The following is a 21,656-nucleotide window of genomic DNA, read 5'->3' on the forward strand; positions in this document are numbered from 1 at the left end:
CGGAACCAATCACCCCACCCCGGACTTGTACCTTCAATGCCACTGAGGCAAACATGTAGGAGTAAGTTATGAATACCTTTAGCAAAATTCTCACCGGTGTTTCCGTTGCCGCCCTGCTGCCGCTGACCGCGATGGCCCAGTCCACCGACAACGGCGTGCCCGCGGAAGTTGACCAAGCATTTGGCGAGGCCACAGCGCCGAACGCTGAAGGTGGTATGAGTTCCGAAGGCGATCTTGAAGTGATCGCCGGCACCGACGACGAAGAAGGCACTGTCGACCCCTCCGGTCTTGATGCCCCGATGGCAACGGGCGAAGAATACGCCCCCGACCAGATCGAAATCGCTGAAATGGACTTTGATGCCGTTCTTGCCGATGCGACCCTGGTTGACGGCATCCTCGAAGACAGCCTTGTCGTTTCCAGCGACCGCAAGATGGTCGGTAACGTAAACGCCGTCTATGAAAAGCCCAATGGCCAGATGCTGGCAGATGTCACCCTGTCCAGCGAATTGGATACGGATGAAGCCCGCGCTCTGGTGCCGGTTTCGGAAGTTGCCGACAATGGCAACATCGTGATGAAGGACGATTTCACGACCATTCGTGACACCTTCATCCAAACCGAAGGTTCCAAGACGATGGAATGATATACCGTGACCGGCGGGCCTGCGGGCCTGCCCATCACCGGGATCAAGGGGATATGGCGATGCCATGTCCCCTTTTTTATGGGTTGAAGCGTTGAAAACGCCGGGTCCAGCCCTGCCAAATGCGTCAGAACGCTCGGGCTTGCCCCTCCCAGCGGTCCTTTTCACCCTCAGCGAGCCGCTTTCGTGGGTCTTTCCGGCCCCTTTTGCCTCTCAGCCCTTTTCCATCCCGTCGCAGTGGCGTAAATCGGGCGCCAAGCAAGGGGCAGCAATCTGGGGGATAAGATGCAGGAACCGGCCATCACGGAAGAACTGATCGCAAGCCACGGGATCAACCCGGAGGAATACGCCGAGATTCTGTCGATCCTCGGCCGGGCGCCCAGTTTCACCGAACTTGGCATCTTTTCGGCGATGTGGAACGAACATTGTTCTTACAAATCGTCGAAAAAATGGCTCCGCACCCTGCCGACCACCGGCCCCCAGGTGATCTGCGGCCCCGGTGAAAATGCCGGTGTGGTTGATATCGGCGACGGGCCGGATGGCAAGAAGATGGCCGTCATCTTCAAAATGGAAAGCCATAACCACCCCTCCTACATCGAACCCTATCAAGGGGCCGCCACGGGTGTTGGCGGCATCCTGCGTGATGTCTTCACCATGGGCGCACGGCCCGTCGCGGCGATGAATTCGCTGTCCTTCGGCGCGCCGGACCACCACAAGACCCGCCAATTGGTGCATGGTGTCGTCGAAGGCGTCGGGGGCTATGGCAATTGTTTCGGTGTCCCCACCGTCGGCGGAGAGGTCCGTTTCGACCCCGCCTATAACGGTAACTGCCTTGTGAACGCCTTTGCGGCCGGTTTGGCCGATGCGGATGCGATCTTTTATTCGGCGGCTTCCGGCGTCGGCATGCCCGTGGTCTATCTGGGCGCCAAAACCGGGCGCGACGGCGTTGGCGGTGCCACCATGGCCAGCGCCGAATTCGACGATACGATCGAGGAAAAGCGCCCCACCGTCCAGGTTGGCGATCCCTTCACCGAGAAACGCCTGATGGAAGCGACGCTGGAGCTGATGCAAACCGGCGCCGTGATCTCGATCCAGGACATGGGCGCTGCCGGCCTGACTTGTTCGGCGGTCGAAATGGGTGACAAGGGCGGCCTCGGCATCCGGCTCGACCTGGATTCGGTGCCGCAACGCGAACCCAACATGACCGCCTACGAGATGATGCTGTCGGAAAGCCAGGAGCGGATGCTCATGGTGCTGAAACCCGAAAAAGAGGCCGAAGCCCGCGCCGTTTTCCAGAAATGGGATCTGGATTTCGCCATCGTCGGGGAAACCATCGCCGAGGACCGTTTTCTGATCGAAATGGGCGGCAAGGTCTTTGCCGATATGCCTCTGTCGAAACTGGCCTCCTCCGCCCCGGAATACGACCGCCCCTGGGTCGAAACCGAAGCGCCCGAGGCGCTGACCGATGCGGATATCCCCTCGGTCGATCCGATCGATGGGCTGAAGGCGCTGATTGGCTGCCCGAACTATTGTTCGCGCCAGTGGGTCTATGAACAATACGACAGCATGGTCATGGCCGATACGGCACGCGGTCCCGGCGTCGGGTCAGGTATCCTGCGGGTTCATGGCACGCAAAAGGCGCTCGCCTTCACATCGGACGTGACGCCGCGCTATGTCAAGGCAAACCCTGTCGAAGGTGGCAAGCAAGCGGTCGCCGAAGCCTTCCGAAATCTGATAGCAACGGGCGCCAAGCCCTTGGCAACAACAGATAACCTTAACTTCGGCAACCCGGAAAAGCCTGAAATCATGGGCCAGTTCGTTGGCGCCATCAAGGGCATCGCAGAGGCCGTTGCAGCGCTCGACATGCCGATCGTTTCGGGCAATGTCTCGCTTTACAACGAAACCGACGGGACCGCGATCCTGCCTACTCCTACCATCGGCGCGGTCGGTCTGATCGAAGACATCGACAAGGCAATCATCAGCCCCGTGCGCGAAGGCCACGTGGCGCTGGTGCTGGGCGGTCTCGGCACGCATCTGGGCCAATCTGCCCTGCTGGCCGAGGTCTTCAACCGAACCGACGGCGACGCCCCCCATGTCGATCTGGACGCCGAGGCCCGCAACGGGGCCTTCATCCTCGACAACATCGACTGGATCCGCACCTGCACCGATATTTCGGACGGCGGGCTGGCGCTCGCGGCCTTCGAACTGGCCGAAGCGGCGGGGGTTGGCGTCACGCTCGACAGCCATTCGCAGGTCGAATTGTTCGGTGAAGATCAGGGACGCTACCTGATCGGTTGCAGCTTCGATTCTGCCGAGGCCCTGATGGTCGCCGCCGGCAAGGCGGGCGTCGAGGTGCTGAGCGTCGGAAAGTTCGGCGGCGAGATGGTCAACTTCGGCGGCTTTGCGGCCCCGCTCGACGAACTCTCGACGATCTTCCGTGGTACCTTTGGTGAGGTCTTCGGCTAGGGTCACGCCTTCGCCTCCGAGCCGAGCATCAATGACGGCCCCGCGCCGCTTGGCGCGCCGATATCCCGCGGCGCGCCGCCCACTTGCGGCCAAGCCCTGCAGGGCATACATTTCACTCGAAGACAAACCGGAGTTCTCCATGACCATTCAGGCCTCGGATATCGAAGCGATGATCCGCGACAGCTTTCCCAATGCCAAGATCGATGTCCAGGGGGACGACGGTCAGCACTTCTCGGCGATGGTCGAGGACGACAGCTTTCGGGGCATGAACCGCGTGCAGCAGCAACGTGCCGTCTATGCCGCCCTGAAAGGCAAGATGGATGGACCAGCTGGTGAGCTTCACGCCCTTGCGCTGACCACGCGGGCGCCCTGAACAGGATCAAGTATGCGCTTCAACCTCCTGAAGCCGCATGAAAATGACAAGCCGCAAGGTGGCGGGAACACCCGGACACCGTGACGCGAGACAAAGGAACAGCCAAATGAGCGACGCCAAGACCCTCATCACCGAAACCGTGAAAGCCCATGATGTCGTGCTCTACATGAAGGGCACCAAGTCGATGCCGCAATGTGGTTTTTCCTCTCGCGTGGCGGGCGTTCTGAACTACATGGGTGTGGATTACACGGATGTGAACGTGCTTTCGGATGCCGACCTGCGCCAGGGCATCAAGGATTATTCCGACTGGCCCACCATCCCGCAGCTGTACGTCAAAGGAGAGTTCGTGGGCGGCTGCGACATCATCACCGAGATGACCCTTTCGGGCGAACTCGACACCCTGTTCGAAGAAAGCGGCGTGACCTACGACAAGGAAGCCGCGGACAAGATCCGCGCTGCAAACGGCTGATTTCCCGGCCTATTCCTGAACGGTACAAGAGGCGAAAAGGGTGACCTTTTCGCCTTTTTCGCTGTCGGTGAACTCAAGGCGGCCGGTGTCGCCCTTGCTCCACCAGACGTAGCTGGCGCCACCGTCAGCATAGCGCGCACCTGACCCCGATTCCACCTGCGGCAAGAGGATCAGCCTGTCATCCGCCCAAAGCGCGACATGCGGTTCATCCCCGTTCACATACGTCACCGGGACGACCACATCGCGTTCGCAAATATACCGCGCTTCGATCATCTCCAGGGCCGCAGCCCCGTTGCACAAACCCAACACCGCGACGGTCGCTAAAAAGAAAATCCTCATCTTGTCAGCCCCTTACGGCATTGCCTTCAACAAGTATCAGCGTCTTACTCTGCACCGACATTGTCTTCCAGGCGCTGCGCCATCGCCTCGGCCCTTGCGGCCAGCTCCGCCATGCTCTGCGTCACGCTATCGGGAATGAAAGGCACGCGGATTTCCTGCGGCGGCGTATCCTGAAGCGCCTGGATCTGGCCTTTCAGGTCCTCGATCTCCTGCTGCATTGCGTCGATCTGTGACTCCGACCCAACCGTCCTGTCGGCCAGCATCAGCCCCGCCATCAGCAGCATCTTGGCTTCGGTCAACCGCCCCGTCTGGCCCACCAGCACCTGGGCTTCGCGGTCAAGCATCCCGGCGGCGCCATGCAGGAAATCTTCTTCGCCCGGCTGGCAGGCGACATCGAATTTGCGCCCACCGATTGAAATGGTCACGTCAGGCATCAGAAAGTCTCCGTCTTCGGGGCGGCGTCGCTTGCGGTCTCATCCGTCACCAGCGGGCCGAGGGCGGCCATGATCGCATCGGCTTGCGCTTTCGAGGCGGATTGTTCCGCCCGCAGCGCCTCCAATTCGGCCATCGCCGCCGGATCGACCAGATCGGCACCGGCAGGCGCGCCTTCGGCGACCGCTTCGCGAAGGGCACGGTTGTTGCTTCTCAGAACCTCGTTCGCCGCGCGCAAGCGCGACATCTCGGTTTCCAACCCCGCCACGGCGCCCAGCATGGTCTGACCTGAGGTCGATGCGGCATCGGTCGCAGCCTTCGCCTCGGCCAGCGCGGCTTCCAGTTCCGGGATGCGGTCGATCTGGGATGCCATGTCCGACAACTGCCCCTGCAAGGCGGCTTCACGATCCTTCGCAATCCCCAGGTCGCCCTCCAGACGGGCGAGATCCTGCCGTGCAACGGCCAACTCGGCCTTCAGGACATCAGCTTCGCTTTCCCCGGCGGGGGCTTCCTCGCCGCGTTCGATGCCTGCCTGGATCCGGTCCATGGCCAGGGCAATCCGACCCTGCAATTCCTCAAACGTACTCATCTGCCCTCATCATATCGCCGCCCTATGACCCCATATGTCCCGATTTTGCTTCCCCTCAAGGGGTCGGCACGGTGCCCTGCCCCCGGATCTGACCGGGCCGCAGCGAATCATGGGCGGTCTCCACTGTTCGGGGGAGTTTACCGGAAGCGGAGAAGTTTCCAAATCACCCCGCTGGAGGGCGAAAATCGGCCCCTTCGCTTGCCTTTCCGCCCCCGGCTGGTAAGAGCGCGACAAAGACGTGCCATCCTGTCTGGCCAGCAATTCTTGGGAAGAGGAAGACCAAAGTGGAAATCGACGCTCTGCGCACCGCGCATCCCGAACATTGGGCCAAGGCAAGTGCCATCCGCGCCCTGACCCTCGACGCCGTCCGGGCCGCCAATTCCGGCCATAGCGGCATGCCCATGGGCATGGCCGATGTCGCGACCGTCCTGTTCGAAAAGCACATGAAGTTCGACGCCGCGACCCCGGATTGGGCCGACCGCGACCGGTTCATCCTGTCGGCTGGCCATGGCTCGATGCTGGTCTACGCGTTGCTGCATCTGACCGGCGACGTACAATTCCCGATCGAGGAAATCCGCAACTTCCGCCAATGGGGGGCCCGCACCGCCGGCCACCCCGAGAACTTCCTGGCCGATGCGATCGAGACCACCACCGGCCCGTTGGGTCAGGGCATCGCCAATTCCGTCGGCTTCGCCATGGCCGAGGAAATGCTGCGCGCCCAGTTCGGCAAAAAAGTCGTGGACCACCACACCTATGTCATCGCCGGCGACGGCTGCCTGATGGAAGGCGTCAGCCAGGAGGCGATCACCCTTGCCGGCCGCCACCAGCTGAGCAAGCTGGTCGTCTTCTGGGACAACAACGGCATCACCATCGACGGCAATGTCGAACTGTCGGACAACACCGACCAGGTCATGCGCTTCAAATCGGCTGGCTGGCACGTCCAGGAAATCGACGGCCATGACCCCGAGGCCATCGATGCCGCCATCACCGCTGCCAAGCGCGCCGGCAAGCCGTCGATGATCGCCTGCAAGACCCACATCGCGCTCGGCCACGCCGCCCAGGATACCTCCAAGGGCCACGGCGCGCTGACCGATGCGGATCAGCTGGCGGCAGCCAAGGCCGCTTATGGCTGGAAATTCGGCCCCTTCGAGATCCCCGCAGACGTGAAATCCGCCTGGGAGGCCATCGGCAGCCGGGGCGCTGCGGACCGCGCCGAATGGCTGGATCGCTTTGGCGAACTGTCTGAACGCAAGCAGGCCGAGTTCACCCGCCGCATGGCCGGTGAGGTCCCCAACAAGCTGGCCTCGACCGTGCGCGCGCTGAAAAAGCAGCTCTCCGAAGTCCAGCCCAAGGTTGCCACCCGCAAGGCCTCGGAAATGGCGCTCGAAGTCATCAATCCGCATCTGCCCGAAACCATCGGCGGCTCGGCGGATCTGACCGGCTCGAACAACACGCGCACCCATGATCTCGGGATCTTCGACATCGACAACCGCAAGGGGCGCTTCGTCCATTGGGGTATCCGCGAACACGGCATGGCCTCGGCGATGAACGGCATGGCGTTGCACGGCGGGATCAAGCCCTACTCGGGCACCTTCATGTGCTTCACCGATTACGCCCGCCCCGCGATGCGTCTGTCGGCATTGATGAAGGTCGCCCCGGTCTACGTGATGACCCATGATTCCATCGGCCTCGGCGAAGACGGTCCGACCCACCAGCCGGTCGAACACCTCGCCATGCTGCGCGCCACGCCCAACATGTTCGTCTTCCGCCCCGCGGATGCCGTGGAAACCGCCGAAAGCTGGGAACTTGCGCTCAGCCAGACCTCGACGCCCTCGGTCCTGTCGCTGACCCGTCAGAACCTGCCGACCGTGCGGACCGAACACAAGACGCGCAACCTCTCGGCCCAGGGCGCCTACGTGCTCGCCGATGCCACGACGAAACGTCAGGCCATCCTGCTCGCCACCGGCTCCGAAGTCGAAATCGCGCTCGCCGCCCGCGCCCTGCTGGAAAAGGACGGGATCGGCACCCGCGTGGTCTCGATGCCCTGCTTTGAACTGTTCGAAGCCCAGGACGCCACCTATCGCCGCAAGGTCCTTCCCGCCGGCGCCGTCCGCGTCGCGATCGAGGCCGGAATCCGCCAGGGCTGGGACCAATGGCTACTCGGCGAACGCGGCCGCGACACAAAGGCCGGCTTCATCGGCATGACCGGCTTCGGCGCCTCCGCCCCCGCCGAAACCCTCTACGAAAAATTCGGCATCACCGCCGAAGCCGTGGTCGAAAAGGTCAAATCCCTTCTCTGACCCCACCGATACGTCCAGACGACCAGAAGCCAGGCTGCACCACGCGCCCGGCTTCTTTCGTTTCCCTGTTAGAAATATCCTGGGGGAGGCGCCGCCCGGCGCCGGGGGCAAAGCCCCCGTCCTCCGGTGATTCCCCCTGCCACAGGGCAGACCAGAAACCCGTCTCGCACTTGCAGCATATGTTAGCGCGAACCTTCCAAAAGGGTTAGCGCAACCATGGGCAACAGCGCAATGTTTCCGCTAACACTTTGTCCTGCAATGGATTTTTAGCTTACTCCCCTTAGAGAGGACCGGTATAGACAAAGGCATATCGGGTTTGCAGGAGATATTGAAATGACCGTCACCCTTGCCATCAATGGTTTCGGCCGCATCGGGCGCTGCACGCTGGCGCATATCGCCGAAGCCGCCCGCAACGATGTCCAGGTCGTCAAGATCAACGCGACCGGCCCGATCGAAACCAATGCCCATCTGCTGAAATATGACTCCGTCCATGGCCGCTTCGGCAATGACGTGAAGGTCGCCGGCAACACCATGGATATCGGTCGCGGCCCGATGGAGGTCTTCTCGACCTACAACCCCGAAGACCTCGACTGGGACGGCGTCGATGTCGTCCTGGAATGCACGGGCAAGTTCAACGACGGCGAAAAGGCAAAGATCCACAAGGAACGCGGCGCCAAGTCGGTCCTGATCTCCGCCCCGGCCAGGAACGTCGAAAAGACCATCGTCTTCGGCGTCAACCACCGCGACATGGTGGAAGGCGACAGCATGATCTCCAACGGGTCCTGCACCACCAATTGCCTCGCCCCGCTGGCCAAGGTGCTGAACGATGCCATCGGCATCGAGTCCGGCATCATGACCACGATCCACAGCTATACCGGCGACCAGCCGACGCTCGACCGCCGCCACGGCGATCTCTACCGCGCCCGCGCCGCCGCGATGAGCCAGATCCCCACCTCGACCGGGGCTGCCAAGGCCATCGGTCTGGTGCTGCCGGAACTGAAGGGCAAGCTTGACGGCTCCTCGATCAGGGTCCCGACGCCGAATGTCTCTGCCGTCGACCTGACCTTCATCGCCTCCAAGGACGTGACCGTTGATGACGTGAACGAGATCGTGCGCGAAGCGGCCGCCGGCCACATGGGCCATGTGCTGGGCTATGATCCCGAACCCAAGGTCTCGATCGATTTCAGCCATACCGAACAAAGCTCGATCTTCGCTCCGGACCAGACCAAGGTCATCGGCGGCCGGCTCGTCCGGGTGCTGGCCTGGTACGACAACGAATGGGCCTTTTCCTGCCGCATGGCGGATGTGGCCGCTGCATTGGGCCGCCTGCAACACTAAGCCCGCCGCCCGGTACCGCCTGACAGGCCTCGAAGCACCGCTTCGGGGCCTTTTTCTTGCCGATGGCGCCAGCAGTCGCGACGCCCCCTTGACCTTGCCCCCCGCAATGTGGATTGCTGAAAGCAAGTTGTTAGCGCAAACAGCCCCCTCCGGCTGCGCGCGAGGATCTGCGGAAAGGAAAGTCCATGGCGATCACAGTCGCAATCAACGGGTTTGGCCGTATCGGGCGCAATGTCCTGAGGGCCATTGCCGAAACCGGCCGCACGGATATCGAAGTCGTGGCGGTCAACGATCTGACCCCGGTCGACACCAATGCACACCTCTTCCGTTACGACAGCGTCCACGGGCGCTTCGGCGGCGAGGTCACCACCGGCGACGACTGGATGGATGTTGGCACGGGCCGCATCAAGGTCACCTCGCTGCGCAACCCCGAAGAACTGCCCTGGAAGGATGTGGACATTGCCCTGGAATGTACCGGGCTGTTCACCAAGCGGGACACGGCGGCGCGCCACCTTGAAAACGGCGCGCAGCGCGTGCTGGTCTCGGCGCCCTGTTCGGGGGCCGACATCACTTCGGTCTTCGGGGTGAACCACCTGGCGATCAAACCCGATCACATGGTGGTTTCCAACGCCTCCTGCACCACCAACTGCCTGGCGCCGGTGGCCAAGGTGCTGAACGACACCGTCGGCATCACCAATGGCTTCATGACCACCATCCACAGCTATACCGGCGACCAGCCGACGCTGGACCGGGGGCATTCGGACCTTTACCGGGCCCGCGCGGCCGCCATGTCGATGATCCCGACCTCGACCGGCGCGGCCAAGGCCGTCGGTCTGGTTCTGCCCGAACTGGCGGGCAAGCTTGACGGTGTGGCGATCCGGGTCCCCACGCCCAATGTCTCGGCCGTCGACCTGACCTTCAACGCCGGTCGCGCGACCAGCGCCGAAGAGATCAACGAAGCCCTGATGAAAGCCGCTGAAAGCGGCGCGCTGAAGGGCATCCTGGCCTGCACCGGGGACAAGCTGGTGTCGGTTGACCTGAACCACGACCCGGCTTCCTCGACCGTGGCGCTGGATCAGACCAAGGTGCTGGACGGTACGCTGGTGCGCATCCTGTCCTGGTATGACAATGAATGGGGCTTCTCCTGCCGGATGGCCGACATGGCCGCCCATATGGGGACGCTTCTGTAAGATCTTCGGGCCTGCCGTGATCCAGTCGGCAGGCCCGAAGACGCTTTCCACCGTGCAGCCTGAACCCCGGCGGCGCGGTGGCCAAAACCTACTTGCCCGAAGCCCCCTTGATCGGGCATAGGCGCTGCGGCATAGCTGGGCATACCCTGCCGAAGGCCCACGCCCACAGGATGACACATCGCGCATGAACACCCGGATCACCCTGATCATTGCCTTGCTGGTGTTCGGCTTCCTGTTTTACGACAATGTCCTCGGAACCGGGGAAACCTCCCTGTTCCTGGCTCGGAAATTCGTGGATCTTGTCGACTGGATCGCCTTCTGGCGATAGCCTTGGCTTCAGATCCAACCGTCGAAAGGCCTGCCCCATGAGCACGACCCTGCTTCTTGCCGCGCTCACGATCCTCCTGCTGGTTCTGGGGGGGCTGGTCCTGAACAGCTTCCTGTGGAAACACCGGGTCGAAGCACTGGTGCCGCCGCGTGGTGTCTTTACCCGCATCTCGACAGGGCGGCTGCACTACGTCGTCAAGGGCCCTGCCGAGGCGCCCCAGGTGCTGCTGATCCACGGGCTGGGCGGCCAATTGGGCAATTTCGACTGCGGCCTGATCGACGATCTGGCACGGGATCACCGCGTGATCGCCCCGGACCGCCCCGGCATGGGCTATTCGGACCGCCGCAGCAGCGCCGGATCGACGCCCGCCGATCACGCCCGCTACATGCTGGAACTGATCGAGGATCTCGGCCTGAAGCGCCCCCTCGTCATCGGTCATTCCCTTGGCGGCGCCATCGCGCAGGAAATCGCCCTGCAAGCCCCAAAGCGGATCTGCGGCCTTGCGCTGATCTCGCCGCTCACACAACCGGGCCAACCGCCCAGCCCCGCCTTTTCCAACCTTGCCCTGCATTCCGATATCGGCCGCTGGATTGTCGGCTGGACCCTTGCGGTGCCGACCTCCCTGCGCCGTACGCCACAGATCCTTGATGCGGTCTACGGACCCGAGGCCATGCCCGAGAACGCCCCGATTCAGGGTGGCGCCATGCTGGGCCTGCGCCCTGCGCATTTCGTCTTTACCAGCAAGGATTTCAGCGCCTCCACCAAGGGGCTTTCGGGCCGTGCCGGGCGTCTTGCGGAGCTTGCCCTGCCGCAGCACGTGTTGTTCGGCAGGGATGACCGCATTCTGGACCCGTCGTTGCATGGCCACCAGTTGGCGACGCAGTTGCCCGATCTGCACCTGCGCCTTGTGCCGGGCGGGCATATGCTGCCCGTCACCCAACCGCAGCTTTGCGCTGATTTCATCCGCGAAGCCCTGGCCCGGATGAACGGCCCGGTCGCGGACTAAACGCGCAGCTTGGCCTTCAGCCGTTCATTGACGGCGGGGGGCACGAATTTCGAAACGTCCCCGTCCAGCCGACAGATTTCCTTCACCAGCTTGGAAGCGATCGCCTGATGCTGGGCATCGGCCATCAGAAAGACCGTCTCGACCCCGGAATCCAGCGCCCGGTTCATGCCCACCATCTGATATTCATATTCGAAATCCGCCACAGCCCGCAGGCCGCGCAGGATCACCCCGGCGCCGACATCGCGGGCGCAATGGATCAGCAGGTTTTCGAAGGGATGAACCAGGATCTCGGTCCCGGTTTCCCGAGACAGGCTGCGGCACTCTGCCTCGATCATCTCGACCCGTTCCTCGAGCGAGAACAGCGGGCCCTTGTCGCGGTTGATCGCGACGCCGATCACCAGCCGGTCCACGAGGGCCGCAGCCCGCCGGATGATGTCGATGTGCCCAAGGGTAACGGGGTCGAATGTGCCGGGATACAGGCCGATGCGCATGGGGCTCTCCGGGTTGGCGTTCTGCGCACGCAACAATATTGCGCAATAGATTGCAAGAGTAGAACCCGACTTTTACCGATTGCACGGCCCGCGTTGCCCGAGGGCCGCCGTCGCCCCCGGGGGCGACGGCCGCGCGGGGTCAGTGCCCCATGATCATGCCTTCCAGCGCGTCCTTTTCGGCGGCAAGCTGGCTGAGGCGGGCTTTTACGACATCGCCGATGGTGACGATTCCCACAAGCTTGCCATCGCGGGTCACCGGCATATGGCGGAACCGGCCTTCGGTCATCTTTTCCAGGACCTGATCGGCGCTCATGTCCATGGTGGCGCAGACCGGGTTGGCGGTCATCAGCGCCGAGGTTTCCAGATCAAGACAGCTTGGTCCCCGCAAGGCCAGCGCCCGCACGATATCGCGTTCCGACAGGATGCCATCCGCCGTGTCGCCATCCCGACTGACCACCACCCCGCCGATGCGCTTTTCTGTTAGCAGATGTGTCACGGCATGGACCGCCAAATCCGGCGTCACGGTAAAGACACCTTCGGTGCCCTTGGATTTCAGGATTTGCTGAACCAGCATGTGTTTCCTCCCTGGATTGCATCCGTCCCTTTCAGCAAGCCTCAGCCACCGTCATTGAACTGTCAAGAGATCGCTTCCCGCCGGGCGATTTCGGCCTTCAGATGCTCTGCCAAAAGAGTTGCGAAGCGGTTATTGCGCTCCAGCCGCACGTCGTCGGCATGGCGCACCAGATAAAGACCACGGTTCAGCGACAGGTGGTCGGGCAGGACGCGGGCCAGCTGCGGCGCATGGGGCATGGCGAAATCGTGGATGATCCCAAGGCCGAAGCCCTGCGCGATCCATTGGAACTGCACCGAGACGGAGTTCGAGGCGAGCGGCACGCGCTCTGCCCCGATCTCGTTCAGGTAATCCAACTCCTTGTCGAAGATCATGTCGGGGATATAGCCGACGATCCGGTGCCCACGCAGATCACCAAGGTCGCGGATCGGTCGATGGCGCGAAAGGTAGGCGCGGCTGGCGGCCAGATGCAGATGATAATCGCTGATCTTCTGCACCGTCAGACGACCCGCCGTGGGGGCGCTGACGGTGATGGCCATGTCGGCTTCGCGCTGTGACAGGTTGAACAGGCGCGGCAGGGCGACGATCTGGATATCGAGATCGGGGTTCGTCTCCGCGATGGCGGCGCAGACCTGGGGCAGCAGGAAATTCGCCACCCCGTCCGGCGCACCAAGGCGGATCTGCCCCGACAACCCGGCGGCACCCTGCCCCGCGATTTCGCTCATCCCCGCATCCAGCGAGGCTTCGGCGCGGCCCGCGTGATCCATCAGCCGCTGCCCCGCATCGGTCAGCGCATAGCCCTGCGGACTGCGCGCGAACAACGCCACCCCCAGCCCTTCTTCCAGCCGCGCGATGCGCCGCCCCACCGTGGCCGGGTCGATCCGCAGCCGACGCGCCGCTGCCGTCAGGCTTTCCGCCCGACCGACCGCCAGAAAGAAACGCAGGTCATCCCAGTTCATGGCACCACCGTACCCGCATTTGTGCAAAACGTCTTTGAATTTTTTCCCCTGTTGCCCACAGAAATGCAGGTCTATCCTGTGAGCAACTGAACAGGAGGATCCGATGACGGAACTGAGCCATTATATCGACGGTGCCCATGTGGCAGGGGCCTCCGGGCGTTTTGCAGATGTCTTCAACCCCGCCACGGGCGAAGTGCAGGCCCAGGTGCCGCTTGCCAGCGCAGCCGAGATCGACAAGGCCGTGCAGATCGCCATGGCCGCCCAGGTCGAATGGGCCGCGACCAACCCGCAGCGCCGCGCCCGGGTGATGATGAAATTCGTCGACCTGCTGAACCGCGACATGGACAAGCTGGCCGAAGCGATCAGCCGCGAGCATGGCAAGACCCTGCCGGATGCCGCAGGTGACGTGCAGCGCGGTCTGGAAGTCGTCGAATTCTGCATCGGTGCGCCGCATCTGCTCAAGGGTGAATACAGCGACAGCGCGGGCCGTGGCATCGACATGTACTCCATGCGCCAGCCCCTGGGTGTCTGCGCCGGGATAACCCCGTTCAACTTCCCTGCCATGATCCCGATGTGGATGTTCGCCCCGGCCATCGCCTGCGGCAATGCCTTCATCCTGAAACCGTCCGAGCGCGCGCCCTCCTGCCCGATGATGCTGGCCGAACTGCTGGTCGAAGCCGGTCTGCCCAAGGGCATCCTGCAAATCGTCAATGGCGACAAGGAAGCCGTCGATGCGCTGCTCGATCACCCGGTCGTGCAATCCATCGGCTTCGTCGGCTCGACCCCGATCGCCGAATACATCTATGGCCGCGGCTGTTCCAACGGCAAGCGCGTGCAATGCTTCGGTGGTGCCAAGAACCACATGATCGTCATGCCCGATGCGGACATGGATCTGGCCGCCGACGCTCTGATCGGCGCAGGCTACGGCGCGGCGGGCGAACGCTGCATGGCGATCTCGGTCGCGGTGCCGGTGGGCGATGAGACCGCCGACCGCCTGATCGAAAAGCTGGTGCCGCGGATCGAAAAGCTGAAGGTCGGCCCCTATACGGCTGGCAATGAGGTCGATTACGGTCCCGTGGTCACCGCAGCCGCCAAGGAAAAGATCCTCGGACTGGTGCAGACCGGAATTGATCAGGGTGCCGAGCTGGTCGTGGACGGCCGCGACTTTTCCCTGCAGGGCTATGAGGACGGCTATTTCGTCGGCCCGCATCTGTTCGACCGGGTCACCCCGGACATGGACATCTATACGCAGGAAATCTTCGGCCCGGTCCTCGCCACCGTGCGCGCGGCCAGCTACGAAGAGGCGCTTGGCCTTGCCATGGACCACGAGATGGGCAACGGCACCGCGATCTTCACCCGTGACGGCGACGCGGCCCGCGATTTTGCCAACCGCGTGAACATCGGTATGGTCGGCATCAACGTGCCCATCCCGGTGCCGCTGGCCTACCACAGCTTCGGTGGCTGGAAGAAATCTGCCTTTGGGGACCTGAACCAGCACGGCACCGACAGCTTCAAGTTCTACACCCGCACAAAGACGGTCACGGCGCGTTGGCCCTCGGGGATCAAGGAAGGCGGAGAGTTCAACTTCAAGGCCATCGACTGATCCGACGGTCCGATCGAGATGGGAAAGGGGCGCGAAAGCGCCCTTTTCGCGTCTGCGCCCGGGCCCTGTCCAGGCGCAGACGCCGCGTGCAAACCATTCCACTCACAACGGATTTCCGCCGACCCGACCAAGCACCGACCCCGACCCGGTCGGAACCTTTCCCAGCCTCCCGGTGTTCCCTTTCCAGAACCTGGCCTGTCCGATGACGGGCCCAGATCGGGGCTTTCGCCCCGGATCGGAAAAGGAGAGGTCCCATGCGACACGCCCTTCTCACCCTGCCCCTGCTGGGCCTGACGGCCCTGTCGGGCATCACCATACAACCGGCCCCCGCTCGGGCCCTGGCCCCGGCAGATGTCATCGCGGCGGCCGATGAAAGTAGCTGCACCGAGGCCAGAACCTGTTCGGCGCTGTTGACGGCCAGCGACTACGATGCCCCCGCACCGAACCTTGCGGTTGGTGACCGGGTTGCGGCCACCGACGATCGCACCCAGCTGGTACGCGACCCGGGGCGCTATCGGCTGGACCCCTATGGCACCTTTTACCAGATCGACAACAAGGTGGTCGAAGTGAATCGCATCACGATGAAAATCATCCGTCTGCTTGGCCCGGCAGCGGATGTGTTGAAGTAAGCCCGCAAAGGGTGGCGGCTGTTATTCCGCCGCCACCCGTTTGCTACCCAGCATGTCCTTGAGATAGCGGCCAGTGTGGCTGCGCTCGACCTTGGCAACGTCTTCCGGGGTCCCCACGGCAACGATCTCTCCGCCGCCATCACCGCCCTCGGGGCCGATATCGATGATCCAGTCGGCGGTCTTCACCACGTCGAGATTATGCTCGATCACCACGACGGAATTGCCCTGCTCGACCAGTTCATGCAGCACTTCCAACAATTTTCGCACATCTTCGAAATGCAGACCCGTGGTCGGTTCGTCCAGGATATACAGCGTGCGCCCCGTGGCCCGCCGCGCCAGCTCCTTTGACAGCTTGACGCGCTGCGCCTCGCCGCCAGACAGGGTCGTCGCCTGCTGACCGACCTTGATGTAGCCAAGCCCCACATGACAAAGCGCAACCATCTTGTCGCGGATCGAGGGCACGGCCTGAAAGAAGGTCTGTGCATCTTCGACCGTCATGTCGAGCACATCGGCAATCGACTTGCCCTTGAACTTGATCTCCAGCGTTTCGCGGTTGTAACGCGCGCCGCCACAGGTTTCGCAGGTGACATAGACATCAGCAAGGAAGTGCATCTCGATCTTGATGACGCCGTCGCCCTGACAGGCCTCGCAGCGGCCCCCCTTGATGTTGAAGCTGAAGCGCCCCGGTTTATAACCCCGCGCCTTTGATTCCGGCAGGCCCGCGAACCAGTCGCGGATCGGCGTGAAGGCCCCGGTATAGGTCGCCGGGTTGGATCGCGGCGTGCGACCGATGGGGCGCTGGTCGATGTCGATGACCTTGTCGAGGTGCTCCAGCCCCTTGATGGTTTCGCAAGGCGCAGGCGTCTGACGGGCGCCGTTCAGCCGCATCGAGGCGGTCTTGAACAGCGTCTCGATGGTCAGCGTGGATTTCCCGCCGCCCGAGACCCCGGTCACGCAGACGAATTTGCCAAGCGGGAATTGCGCCGTCACATCCTTCAGGTTGTTGCCGGTCGCCTTGACGACTTCCAGCGCCTTGCCACTGCCTTCGCGGCGGGTAGCGGGCACCGGGATCTCGCGCTGGCCGGACAGGTATTGCCCGGTCAGGCTGGCGGGATCGGCGGCAATTTCATCGGGCGTGCCCTGAGCGACGACCTGGCCGCCGTGGATCCCCGCGCCGGGACCGATGTCAAAGACGTAGTCGGCCTCGCGAATGGCTTCCTCGTCATGTTCGACAACCAGAACGGAGTTCCCCTGATCGCGCAGGTTCTTCAGCGTTTCCAGCAACTTGCCATTGTCGCGCTGATGCAAGCCGATGGAAGGTTCATCAAGGACATACAGCACCCCCGTCAGACCCGACCCGATCTGGCTGGCCAGCCGGATGCGCTGGCTTTCCCCGCCCGACAGCGTGCCCGAGGACCGCGCCAGCGTCAGGTAATCAAGGCCGACGTTGTTCAGGAACCCGAGCCGTTCGCGGATCTCCTTCAGGATCGGCACCGCGATTTCGCCTTTTTGCTTCGACAGGGTTTCGGGCACCGTCTGAATCCAGTCCAGTGCCTCGCGGATCGACATCTGCACCACTTCGCCGACATGAGTCATGGCGATCTTGACAGCCAGGGCCTCGGGCTTCAGGCGGTAGCCGTGGCAATGACCGCAGGACCGGTTGTTCTGATAGCGCTCGAATTCCTCGCGCACCCAGTTGCTGTCGGTCTCGCGGTAGCGGCGTTCCATGTTCGGCACCACGCCTTCGAAGGCGCGGGTGACGTTGTAGACCCGGCCACCTTCGTCGTAGCGGAACTGGATTTCCTCGTCGCCGGAGCCGTACAGGAAGACCTTCTGAACCGCTTCGGGCAGGTCCTTCCAGCGGGCGTTCTTCTTGAAACCGTAATGCTTGGCGATGGCTTCGATGGTCTGCAGGAAATAGGGGCTCTTGCCCTTGCGCCAGGGGGCGATGGCCCCATCGGCGATCTTCAACTGCGCATCGGGCACCACGAGGCGTTCGTCAAAGAACAGCTCGACCCCAAGGCCGTCGCAATGCGGGCAGGCCCCGTCCGGCGCGTTGAAGGAAAACAGCCGTGGTTCAATGGACGGGATCGAGAAGCCACTGACCGGGCAGGCGAATTTCTCGGAAAAGGTGGCGCGTTCGGAATCGCCTTCCTTTGGCGCGGTTTCCAGGACGGCGATGCCATCGGCCAGATCAAGCGCGGTGCGGAAGCTGTCCGCCAGCCGGGTTTCCATGCCTTCGCGGACCACGATCCGGTCGACCACCACATCGATGTCATGGCGGTATTTCTTGTCCAGCGTCGGCGGCTCATCAAGCTCGTGGAATTCGCCATCGACCTTGACGCGCTGAAAGCCCTGCTTGCGCAGTTCGAGGAATTCCTTGCGGTATTCGCCCTTCCGGTCGCGCACCAGCGGGGCGAGCAGATAGCCGCGCGTGCCCTCCTCCATGCCCATGACCCGGTCGACCATGTCCTGCACCTGTTGCGCCTCGATCGGCAGGCCGGTCGCAGGGCTGTATGGGGTCCCCGAGCGCGCATAAAGCAGTCGCAGGTAATCGTAGATCTCGGTCACCGTGCCGACGGTCGAGCGCGGGTTCTTGGACGTGGTCTTCTGTTCGATGGAAATCGCCGGGCTGAGGCCCGCGATGTGATCCACGTCCGGTTTTTCCATCATGTCGAGGAACTGGCGCGCATAGGCGCTGAGGCTTTCGACATAGCGACGCTGGCCTTCGGCATAGATCGTGTCGAAGGCGAGGCTGGATTTGCCCGACCCGGACAGACCGGTGATCACCACGAGCCGATCGCGCGGAATATCCACGTCGATCCCCTTGAGGTTATGTTCGCGCGCGCCGCGGACTTCGATATTCTTAAGATCTGGCATGTCGGACCCCACCGGTGATTGTGGCAAATCTAGTGGGACTTGGGCCGGGTTCCAAGGGAAATTGAAGAACAATTAACGAACACGCCAGATTTCGCTGCAATGCGGAAGGCACAGGGGGCAAAGCGCGCTTTGCCGGCCCGGATCACTGGGGATCGCGCAGGCCCCAAGGGCGGGAAATCGCGGAAACCGCCTGTTGACGATAATATGAGGTGACCCGCTCCCGGCGCCGCTGACAGGCTGTGTCGTGAACCCCACCCCATTGCGCGCGGCCCGATACCGGCACCGCACCAAGGGGAGCAACGGATAGGAAAGGAGCGATGCGATGCTGATCAGCAGACAAGGCCTGCTCGCCCTGCTACCGGCGATGTCGGCCAGTCCCGCCCTCGCCCATCATGGCTGGCGCTGGACGGAAGACGAGGAATTCGAACTGACCGGGATCATCACCGAGGCACCCGAAGGCCCCGGCGGGATCCTGTGGCTGAACGTCGAAGGGCAGATCTGGCAGGCGAGGATCGGCCCGCTGCTGCATGACGCGGATTCCCTGCCGAACGCAGAGATGCTGGTGCCGGGGACCGAGATCACCCTGCGCGGTCAATTCGACCCGGCCCCCAACCGCCAGGGGATCAAGGTTCGAAAGGTCCTGCTGAACGGACGAAGTTACGTCCTGCGCGGCGAACCGGCCTGAAGCCCCCCACCCGGAAAACGAAAAAGGGCGCCCCTCAAGGCGCCCTTTGACGTTGCGACCGGGGCAGGCCCGATCAGATGTGGATCGCGCGGCCATAGGCGGCCAGCGTGGATTCATGCATCATTTCCGACAGGGTCGGATGCGGGAAGACCGTGTTCATGAGGTCTTCCTCCGTGGTCTCAAGCTGACGGCCCACGACATAGCCCTGAATCAGTTCCGTCACTTCGGCACCGACCATATGCGCGCCCAGAAGCTCGCCCGTCCTGGCGTCGAAGACTGTCTTGATCAGACCTTCGTGTTCACCAAGCGCCACGGCCTTGCCATTGCCGATGAAGGGGAACTTGCCGACCTTGATGTCAAAGCCCGCCTCCTTGGCCTTGGCTTCGGTCATCCCGACCGAGGCGACCTGCGGATGGCAATAGGTGCAGCCCGCGATCGAGCCGGGCTTGATCGGGTGGGGATGCTTGCCCGCGATCAACTCGGCCACCATGACGCCTTCGTGACTGGCCTTGTGCGCCAGCCAGGGCGCGCCCGCAATGTCACCGATGGCAAACAGGCCCTCGACCCCGGTGCGGCAGAATTCGTCTGTCACCACATGGGTTCGGTCGATCTTGACCCCCATGTCCTCAAGCCCGAGGCCCTCGACATTGCCGACGATCCCGACGGCCGAGATCACGGTGTCGAACTCCATCTTCTCGACCTTGCCGCCGGTCTCGATATGAGCAGTAACCTTGCCCTTGCCGCGATCCAGCTGCTTGACCGCGGATTTCTCCATGATCTTCATGCCTTGCTTGACGAACTGCTTCTTGGCGAAGGCGCTGATGTCGGCGTCCTCGATCGGAAGGACACGGTCCATGACCTCGACCACGGTCGTGTCGGCGCCAAGGGTATTGTAGAAGCTGGCAAATTCGATCCCGATGGCACCGGAGCCGATCACCAGCAGTTTCTTGGGCATGCGCGGTGGATTCAGCGCGTGGCGGTAGGTCCAGACCAGGTCGCCGTCGGCCTCGAGGCCGGGCAATTCGCGGGCCCGCGCACCGGTGGCGACGATGATGTTCTTCGCCGTCAGATCTTCGCTGCCCTTCTCGGTCTTGACCGCGACCTTGCCCTTGCCGGTCAACCGGGCCTCGCCCATGATCGTGGTGACCTTGTTCTTTTTCAGAAGGCCCCGCACGCCGCCTTCCATCTGCTTGGCCACGCCGCGCGACCGGGTCACGACCGCGTCGAGATCATAACCGATCTTGTCGGCGGACAGGCCGAATTCCTTGGCCCGCTCCATCAGGTGAAAGACTTCGGATGACCGCAGCAGCGCCTTGGTCGGGATGCAGCCCCAGTTCAGGCAGATACCGCCAAGGTGTTCGCGTTCGACCACCGCCACGTTCAGCCCCAGCTGGGCCGCCCGGATGGCAGAGACATATCCGCCGGGACCTGCTCCGATCACGATGACGTCGAAAGATTTGGCAGCCATGCGCCCCTCCGTTTATCAGATAGTTTGACGTTAAACTATTCTGGGAACCGCTTCAATTGTCGAAACGCCCCGCATGGCTGCTGCCCGGTTTAGCCGGGTCCGTGATGCCGGAACGGGCCGTTCCGGGGCCGAGCCTACACGCTTGGGGCCGAATGTCAGCCGCCAAGCGCGAAAGTTTTTCGCCCCATCAGCGGCCGGTTGCTGGCGCAAGGCGCGGGATGATGGGGCCGGAAACGGGAAAACCGGCCGTCCAAGGGACGACCGGTTTCGAATTGGCCGGGATCCTGCCGTCAGGCTTCGGCCCTGATCTCGGAAACAGTCCGGGCATAGGCGCCGGCGTTCAGATAATCCATCTCGGCCGAAGTGCCCCGGCGTTCAAGCGCATCGTTGCGATAGGGAAAGCGGCCGAACATGCGGATCACTTCACGATGCGCGCGGGCATGCAGCAGGTTGGGCGCCCCGGTTTCCGGCATCCGTTCCACCAGAAGACGGACACAACGGTCCTGATCGCAGAGGTTCTCGGAATGCATCATCGGCAGGTAGAAGAACTGACGCGCCGGTTCGTCGATGCGCAGATCCCAGCCGTTGCTGATTGCGACCTTCGCCGCCGCCAGCGCCACGCGGTCGCTGTCAAAAGCCTTGCCCTTGCCGCGGAACATGTTGCGCGGCAGCTGATCCATCAGGATGATATAGGCAAGCGCACCACTGGGGTAAGTCAGCCAAAGCCCATAGGCGCCGGCGCAGGCATTTTCCCAGGCCGCGCCGAACCTGTCGCGGATCTGCTGGTCCAGATCTTCTGACGGCTGATACCAGCCGGAGGGTCCCACGTCATCCAGCCAGAACTTCAGCAGCTCATCGGGGGCAATCATGGCGGTCTCCTCTCGTGTTGACCATTGCGCTTA

At 62.8% G+C, this 21,656-nt stretch carries 21 protein-coding genes; 12 read left to right on the forward strand and 9 right to left on the reverse strand.

Annotated features, from left to right (window positions below):
- Positions 1-68: 68 nt before the first annotated feature.
- From PSAL_RS05475 to grxD, 4 genes are all read left to right on the forward strand, one after another.
- A complete protein-coding gene (locus PSAL_RS05475; protein ID WP_119839573.1) occupies positions 69-641 on the forward strand; it encodes a hypothetical protein in 573 nt (190 codons plus the stop codon).
- A 282-nt stretch (positions 642-923) separates the two neighbouring features.
- Entirely contained in the window at positions 924-3,104 is a 2,181-nt protein-coding gene (purL, locus tag PSAL_RS05480; RefSeq protein ID WP_119839574.1) for a phosphoribosylformylglycinamidine synthase subunit PurL, read from the forward strand.
- A gap of 139 nt (positions 3,105-3,243) precedes the next feature.
- On the forward strand, positions 3,244-3,477 hold the full coding sequence (locus PSAL_RS05485; RefSeq protein WP_119839575.1) for a BolA/IbaG family iron-sulfur metabolism protein: 234 nt from the start codon (positions 3,244-3,246) through the stop codon (positions 3,475-3,477).
- A 106-nt stretch (positions 3,478-3,583) separates the two neighbouring features.
- Positions 3,584-3,946 (forward strand): Grx4 family monothiol glutaredoxin, encoded by a 363-nt coding sequence (grxD, locus tag PSAL_RS05490; RefSeq protein WP_119839576.1) that lies wholly within the window; start codon positions 3,584-3,586, stop codon positions 3,944-3,946.
- 9 nt (positions 3,947-3,955) lie between these two features.
- On the opposite strand, the gene PSAL_RS05495 is transcribed toward grxD, so the two are convergent.
- The 3 genes from PSAL_RS05495 to PSAL_RS05505 are packed head-to-tail and all read right to left on the reverse strand — an operon-like array spanning position 3,956 to position 5,306.
- Positions 3,956-4,285 carry an MliC family protein gene (locus PSAL_RS05495; protein WP_119839577.1) on the reverse strand — a complete coding sequence of 110 codons (330 nt, stop codon included), beginning with the start codon at positions 4,283-4,285 and terminating at the stop codon, positions 3,956-3,958.
- 44 nt (positions 4,286-4,329) lie between these two features.
- Entirely contained in the window at positions 4,330-4,719 is a 390-nt protein-coding gene (locus PSAL_RS05500; protein WP_119839578.1) for a cell division protein ZapA, read from the reverse strand.
- Positions 4,719-5,306, reverse strand: coding sequence for a hypothetical protein (locus PSAL_RS05505; RefSeq protein ID WP_119839579.1), 588 nt, complete (start codon positions 5,304-5,306; stop codon positions 4,719-4,721). Before PSAL_RS05505 ends, PSAL_RS05500 begins: the two co-directional genes overlap by 1 nt.
- A gap of 284 nt (positions 5,307-5,590) precedes the next feature.
- Between PSAL_RS05505 and tkt the strand changes: the two genes are divergently transcribed.
- The 5 genes from tkt to PSAL_RS05530 all read left to right on the forward strand — a co-directional run bounded on the left by tkt (position 5,591) and on the right by PSAL_RS05530 (position 11,468).
- A complete protein-coding gene (tkt, locus tag PSAL_RS05510; RefSeq protein WP_119839580.1) occupies positions 5,591-7,606 on the forward strand; it encodes a transketolase in 2,016 nt (671 codons plus the stop codon).
- 333 nt (positions 7,607-7,939) lie between these two features.
- On the forward strand, positions 7,940-8,944 hold the full coding sequence (gene gap / locus PSAL_RS05515) for a type I glyceraldehyde-3-phosphate dehydrogenase (RefSeq protein ID WP_119839581.1): 1,005 nt from the start codon (positions 7,940-7,942) through the stop codon (positions 8,942-8,944).
- A gap of 185 nt (positions 8,945-9,129) precedes the next feature.
- Complete coding sequence (gene gap, locus PSAL_RS05520) at positions 9,130-10,134, forward strand: type I glyceraldehyde-3-phosphate dehydrogenase (protein WP_119839582.1); 1,005 nt, start codon at positions 9,130-9,132, stop codon at positions 10,132-10,134.
- A 184-nt stretch (positions 10,135-10,318) separates the two neighbouring features.
- Positions 10,319-10,462: a hypothetical protein gene (locus tag PSAL_RS05525; protein ID WP_196222808.1), complete on the forward strand. Its 144-nt coding sequence runs from the start codon at positions 10,319-10,321 to the stop codon at positions 10,460-10,462.
- Between the two features lie 37 nt (positions 10,463-10,499).
- Positions 10,500-11,468 (forward strand): alpha/beta fold hydrolase, encoded by a 969-nt coding sequence (locus tag PSAL_RS05530; protein ID WP_119839583.1) that lies wholly within the window; start codon positions 10,500-10,502, stop codon positions 11,466-11,468.
- Here the strand turns inward: PSAL_RS05530 and coaD are convergent.
- The 3 genes from coaD to PSAL_RS05545 form a co-directional block, all read right to left on the reverse strand.
- Complete coding sequence (gene coaD / locus PSAL_RS05535; protein ID WP_119839584.1) at positions 11,465-11,959, reverse strand: pantetheine-phosphate adenylyltransferase; 495 nt, start codon at positions 11,957-11,959, stop codon at positions 11,465-11,467. The two genes, PSAL_RS05530 and coaD, sit on opposite strands and share 4 nt — an antisense overlap.
- Before the next feature lie 139 nt (positions 11,960-12,098).
- Entirely contained in the window at positions 12,099-12,533 is a 435-nt protein-coding gene (locus PSAL_RS05540) for a CBS domain-containing protein (RefSeq protein ID WP_119839585.1), read from the reverse strand.
- Positions 12,534-12,595: 62 nt separating this feature from the next.
- The gene (locus tag PSAL_RS05545) at positions 12,596-13,489 is read right to left on the reverse strand and encodes a LysR family transcriptional regulator (protein ID WP_119839586.1); all 894 of its coding nucleotides are present in this window, start codon (positions 13,487-13,489) and stop codon (positions 12,596-12,598) included.
- Positions 13,490-13,592: 103 nt separating this feature from the next.
- On the opposite strand from PSAL_RS05545, the gene PSAL_RS05550 reads away from it, so the two are divergent.
- Positions 13,593-15,092, forward strand: coding sequence for a CoA-acylating methylmalonate-semialdehyde dehydrogenase (locus tag PSAL_RS05550; RefSeq protein WP_119839587.1), 1,500 nt, complete (start codon positions 13,593-13,595; stop codon positions 15,090-15,092).
- 254 nt (positions 15,093-15,346) lie between these two features.
- Positions 15,347-15,721, forward strand: coding sequence for a hypothetical protein (locus tag PSAL_RS05555; protein ID WP_119839588.1), 375 nt, complete (start codon positions 15,347-15,349; stop codon positions 15,719-15,721).
- A 21-nt stretch (positions 15,722-15,742) separates the two neighbouring features.
- Here the strand turns inward: PSAL_RS05555 and uvrA are convergent, their stop codons facing one another.
- On the reverse strand, positions 15,743-18,601 hold the full coding sequence (gene uvrA, locus PSAL_RS05560) for an excinuclease ABC subunit UvrA (protein WP_119839589.1): 2,859 nt from the start codon (positions 18,599-18,601) through the stop codon (positions 15,743-15,745).
- Between the two features lie 322 nt (positions 18,602-18,923).
- Here uvrA and PSAL_RS05565 point away from each other — a divergent pair, with 322 nt between their 5' ends.
- Complete coding sequence (locus PSAL_RS05565) at positions 18,924-19,286, forward strand: hypothetical protein (RefSeq protein WP_119839590.1); 363 nt, start codon at positions 18,924-18,926, stop codon at positions 19,284-19,286.
- Positions 19,287-19,359: 73 nt separating this feature from the next.
- Here the strand turns inward: PSAL_RS05565 and lpdA are convergent, their stop codons facing one another.
- Complete coding sequence (gene lpdA, locus PSAL_RS05570; protein WP_119839591.1) at positions 19,360-20,754, reverse strand: dihydrolipoyl dehydrogenase; 1,395 nt, start codon at positions 20,752-20,754, stop codon at positions 19,360-19,362.
- 290 nt (positions 20,755-21,044) lie between these two features.
- Positions 21,045-21,623, reverse strand: a complete 579-nt coding sequence (locus PSAL_RS05575) for a DUF924 family protein (RefSeq protein WP_119839592.1) — start codon at positions 21,621-21,623, stop codon at positions 21,045-21,047.
- Between the last annotated feature and the right edge of the window lie 33 nt (positions 21,624-21,656).

The sequence above is a fragment of the Pseudooceanicola algae genome (genome assembly GCF_003590145.2).
GTDB classification, from domain to species: domain Bacteria; phylum Pseudomonadota; class Alphaproteobacteria; order Rhodobacterales; family Rhodobacteraceae; genus Pseudooceanicola; species Pseudooceanicola algae.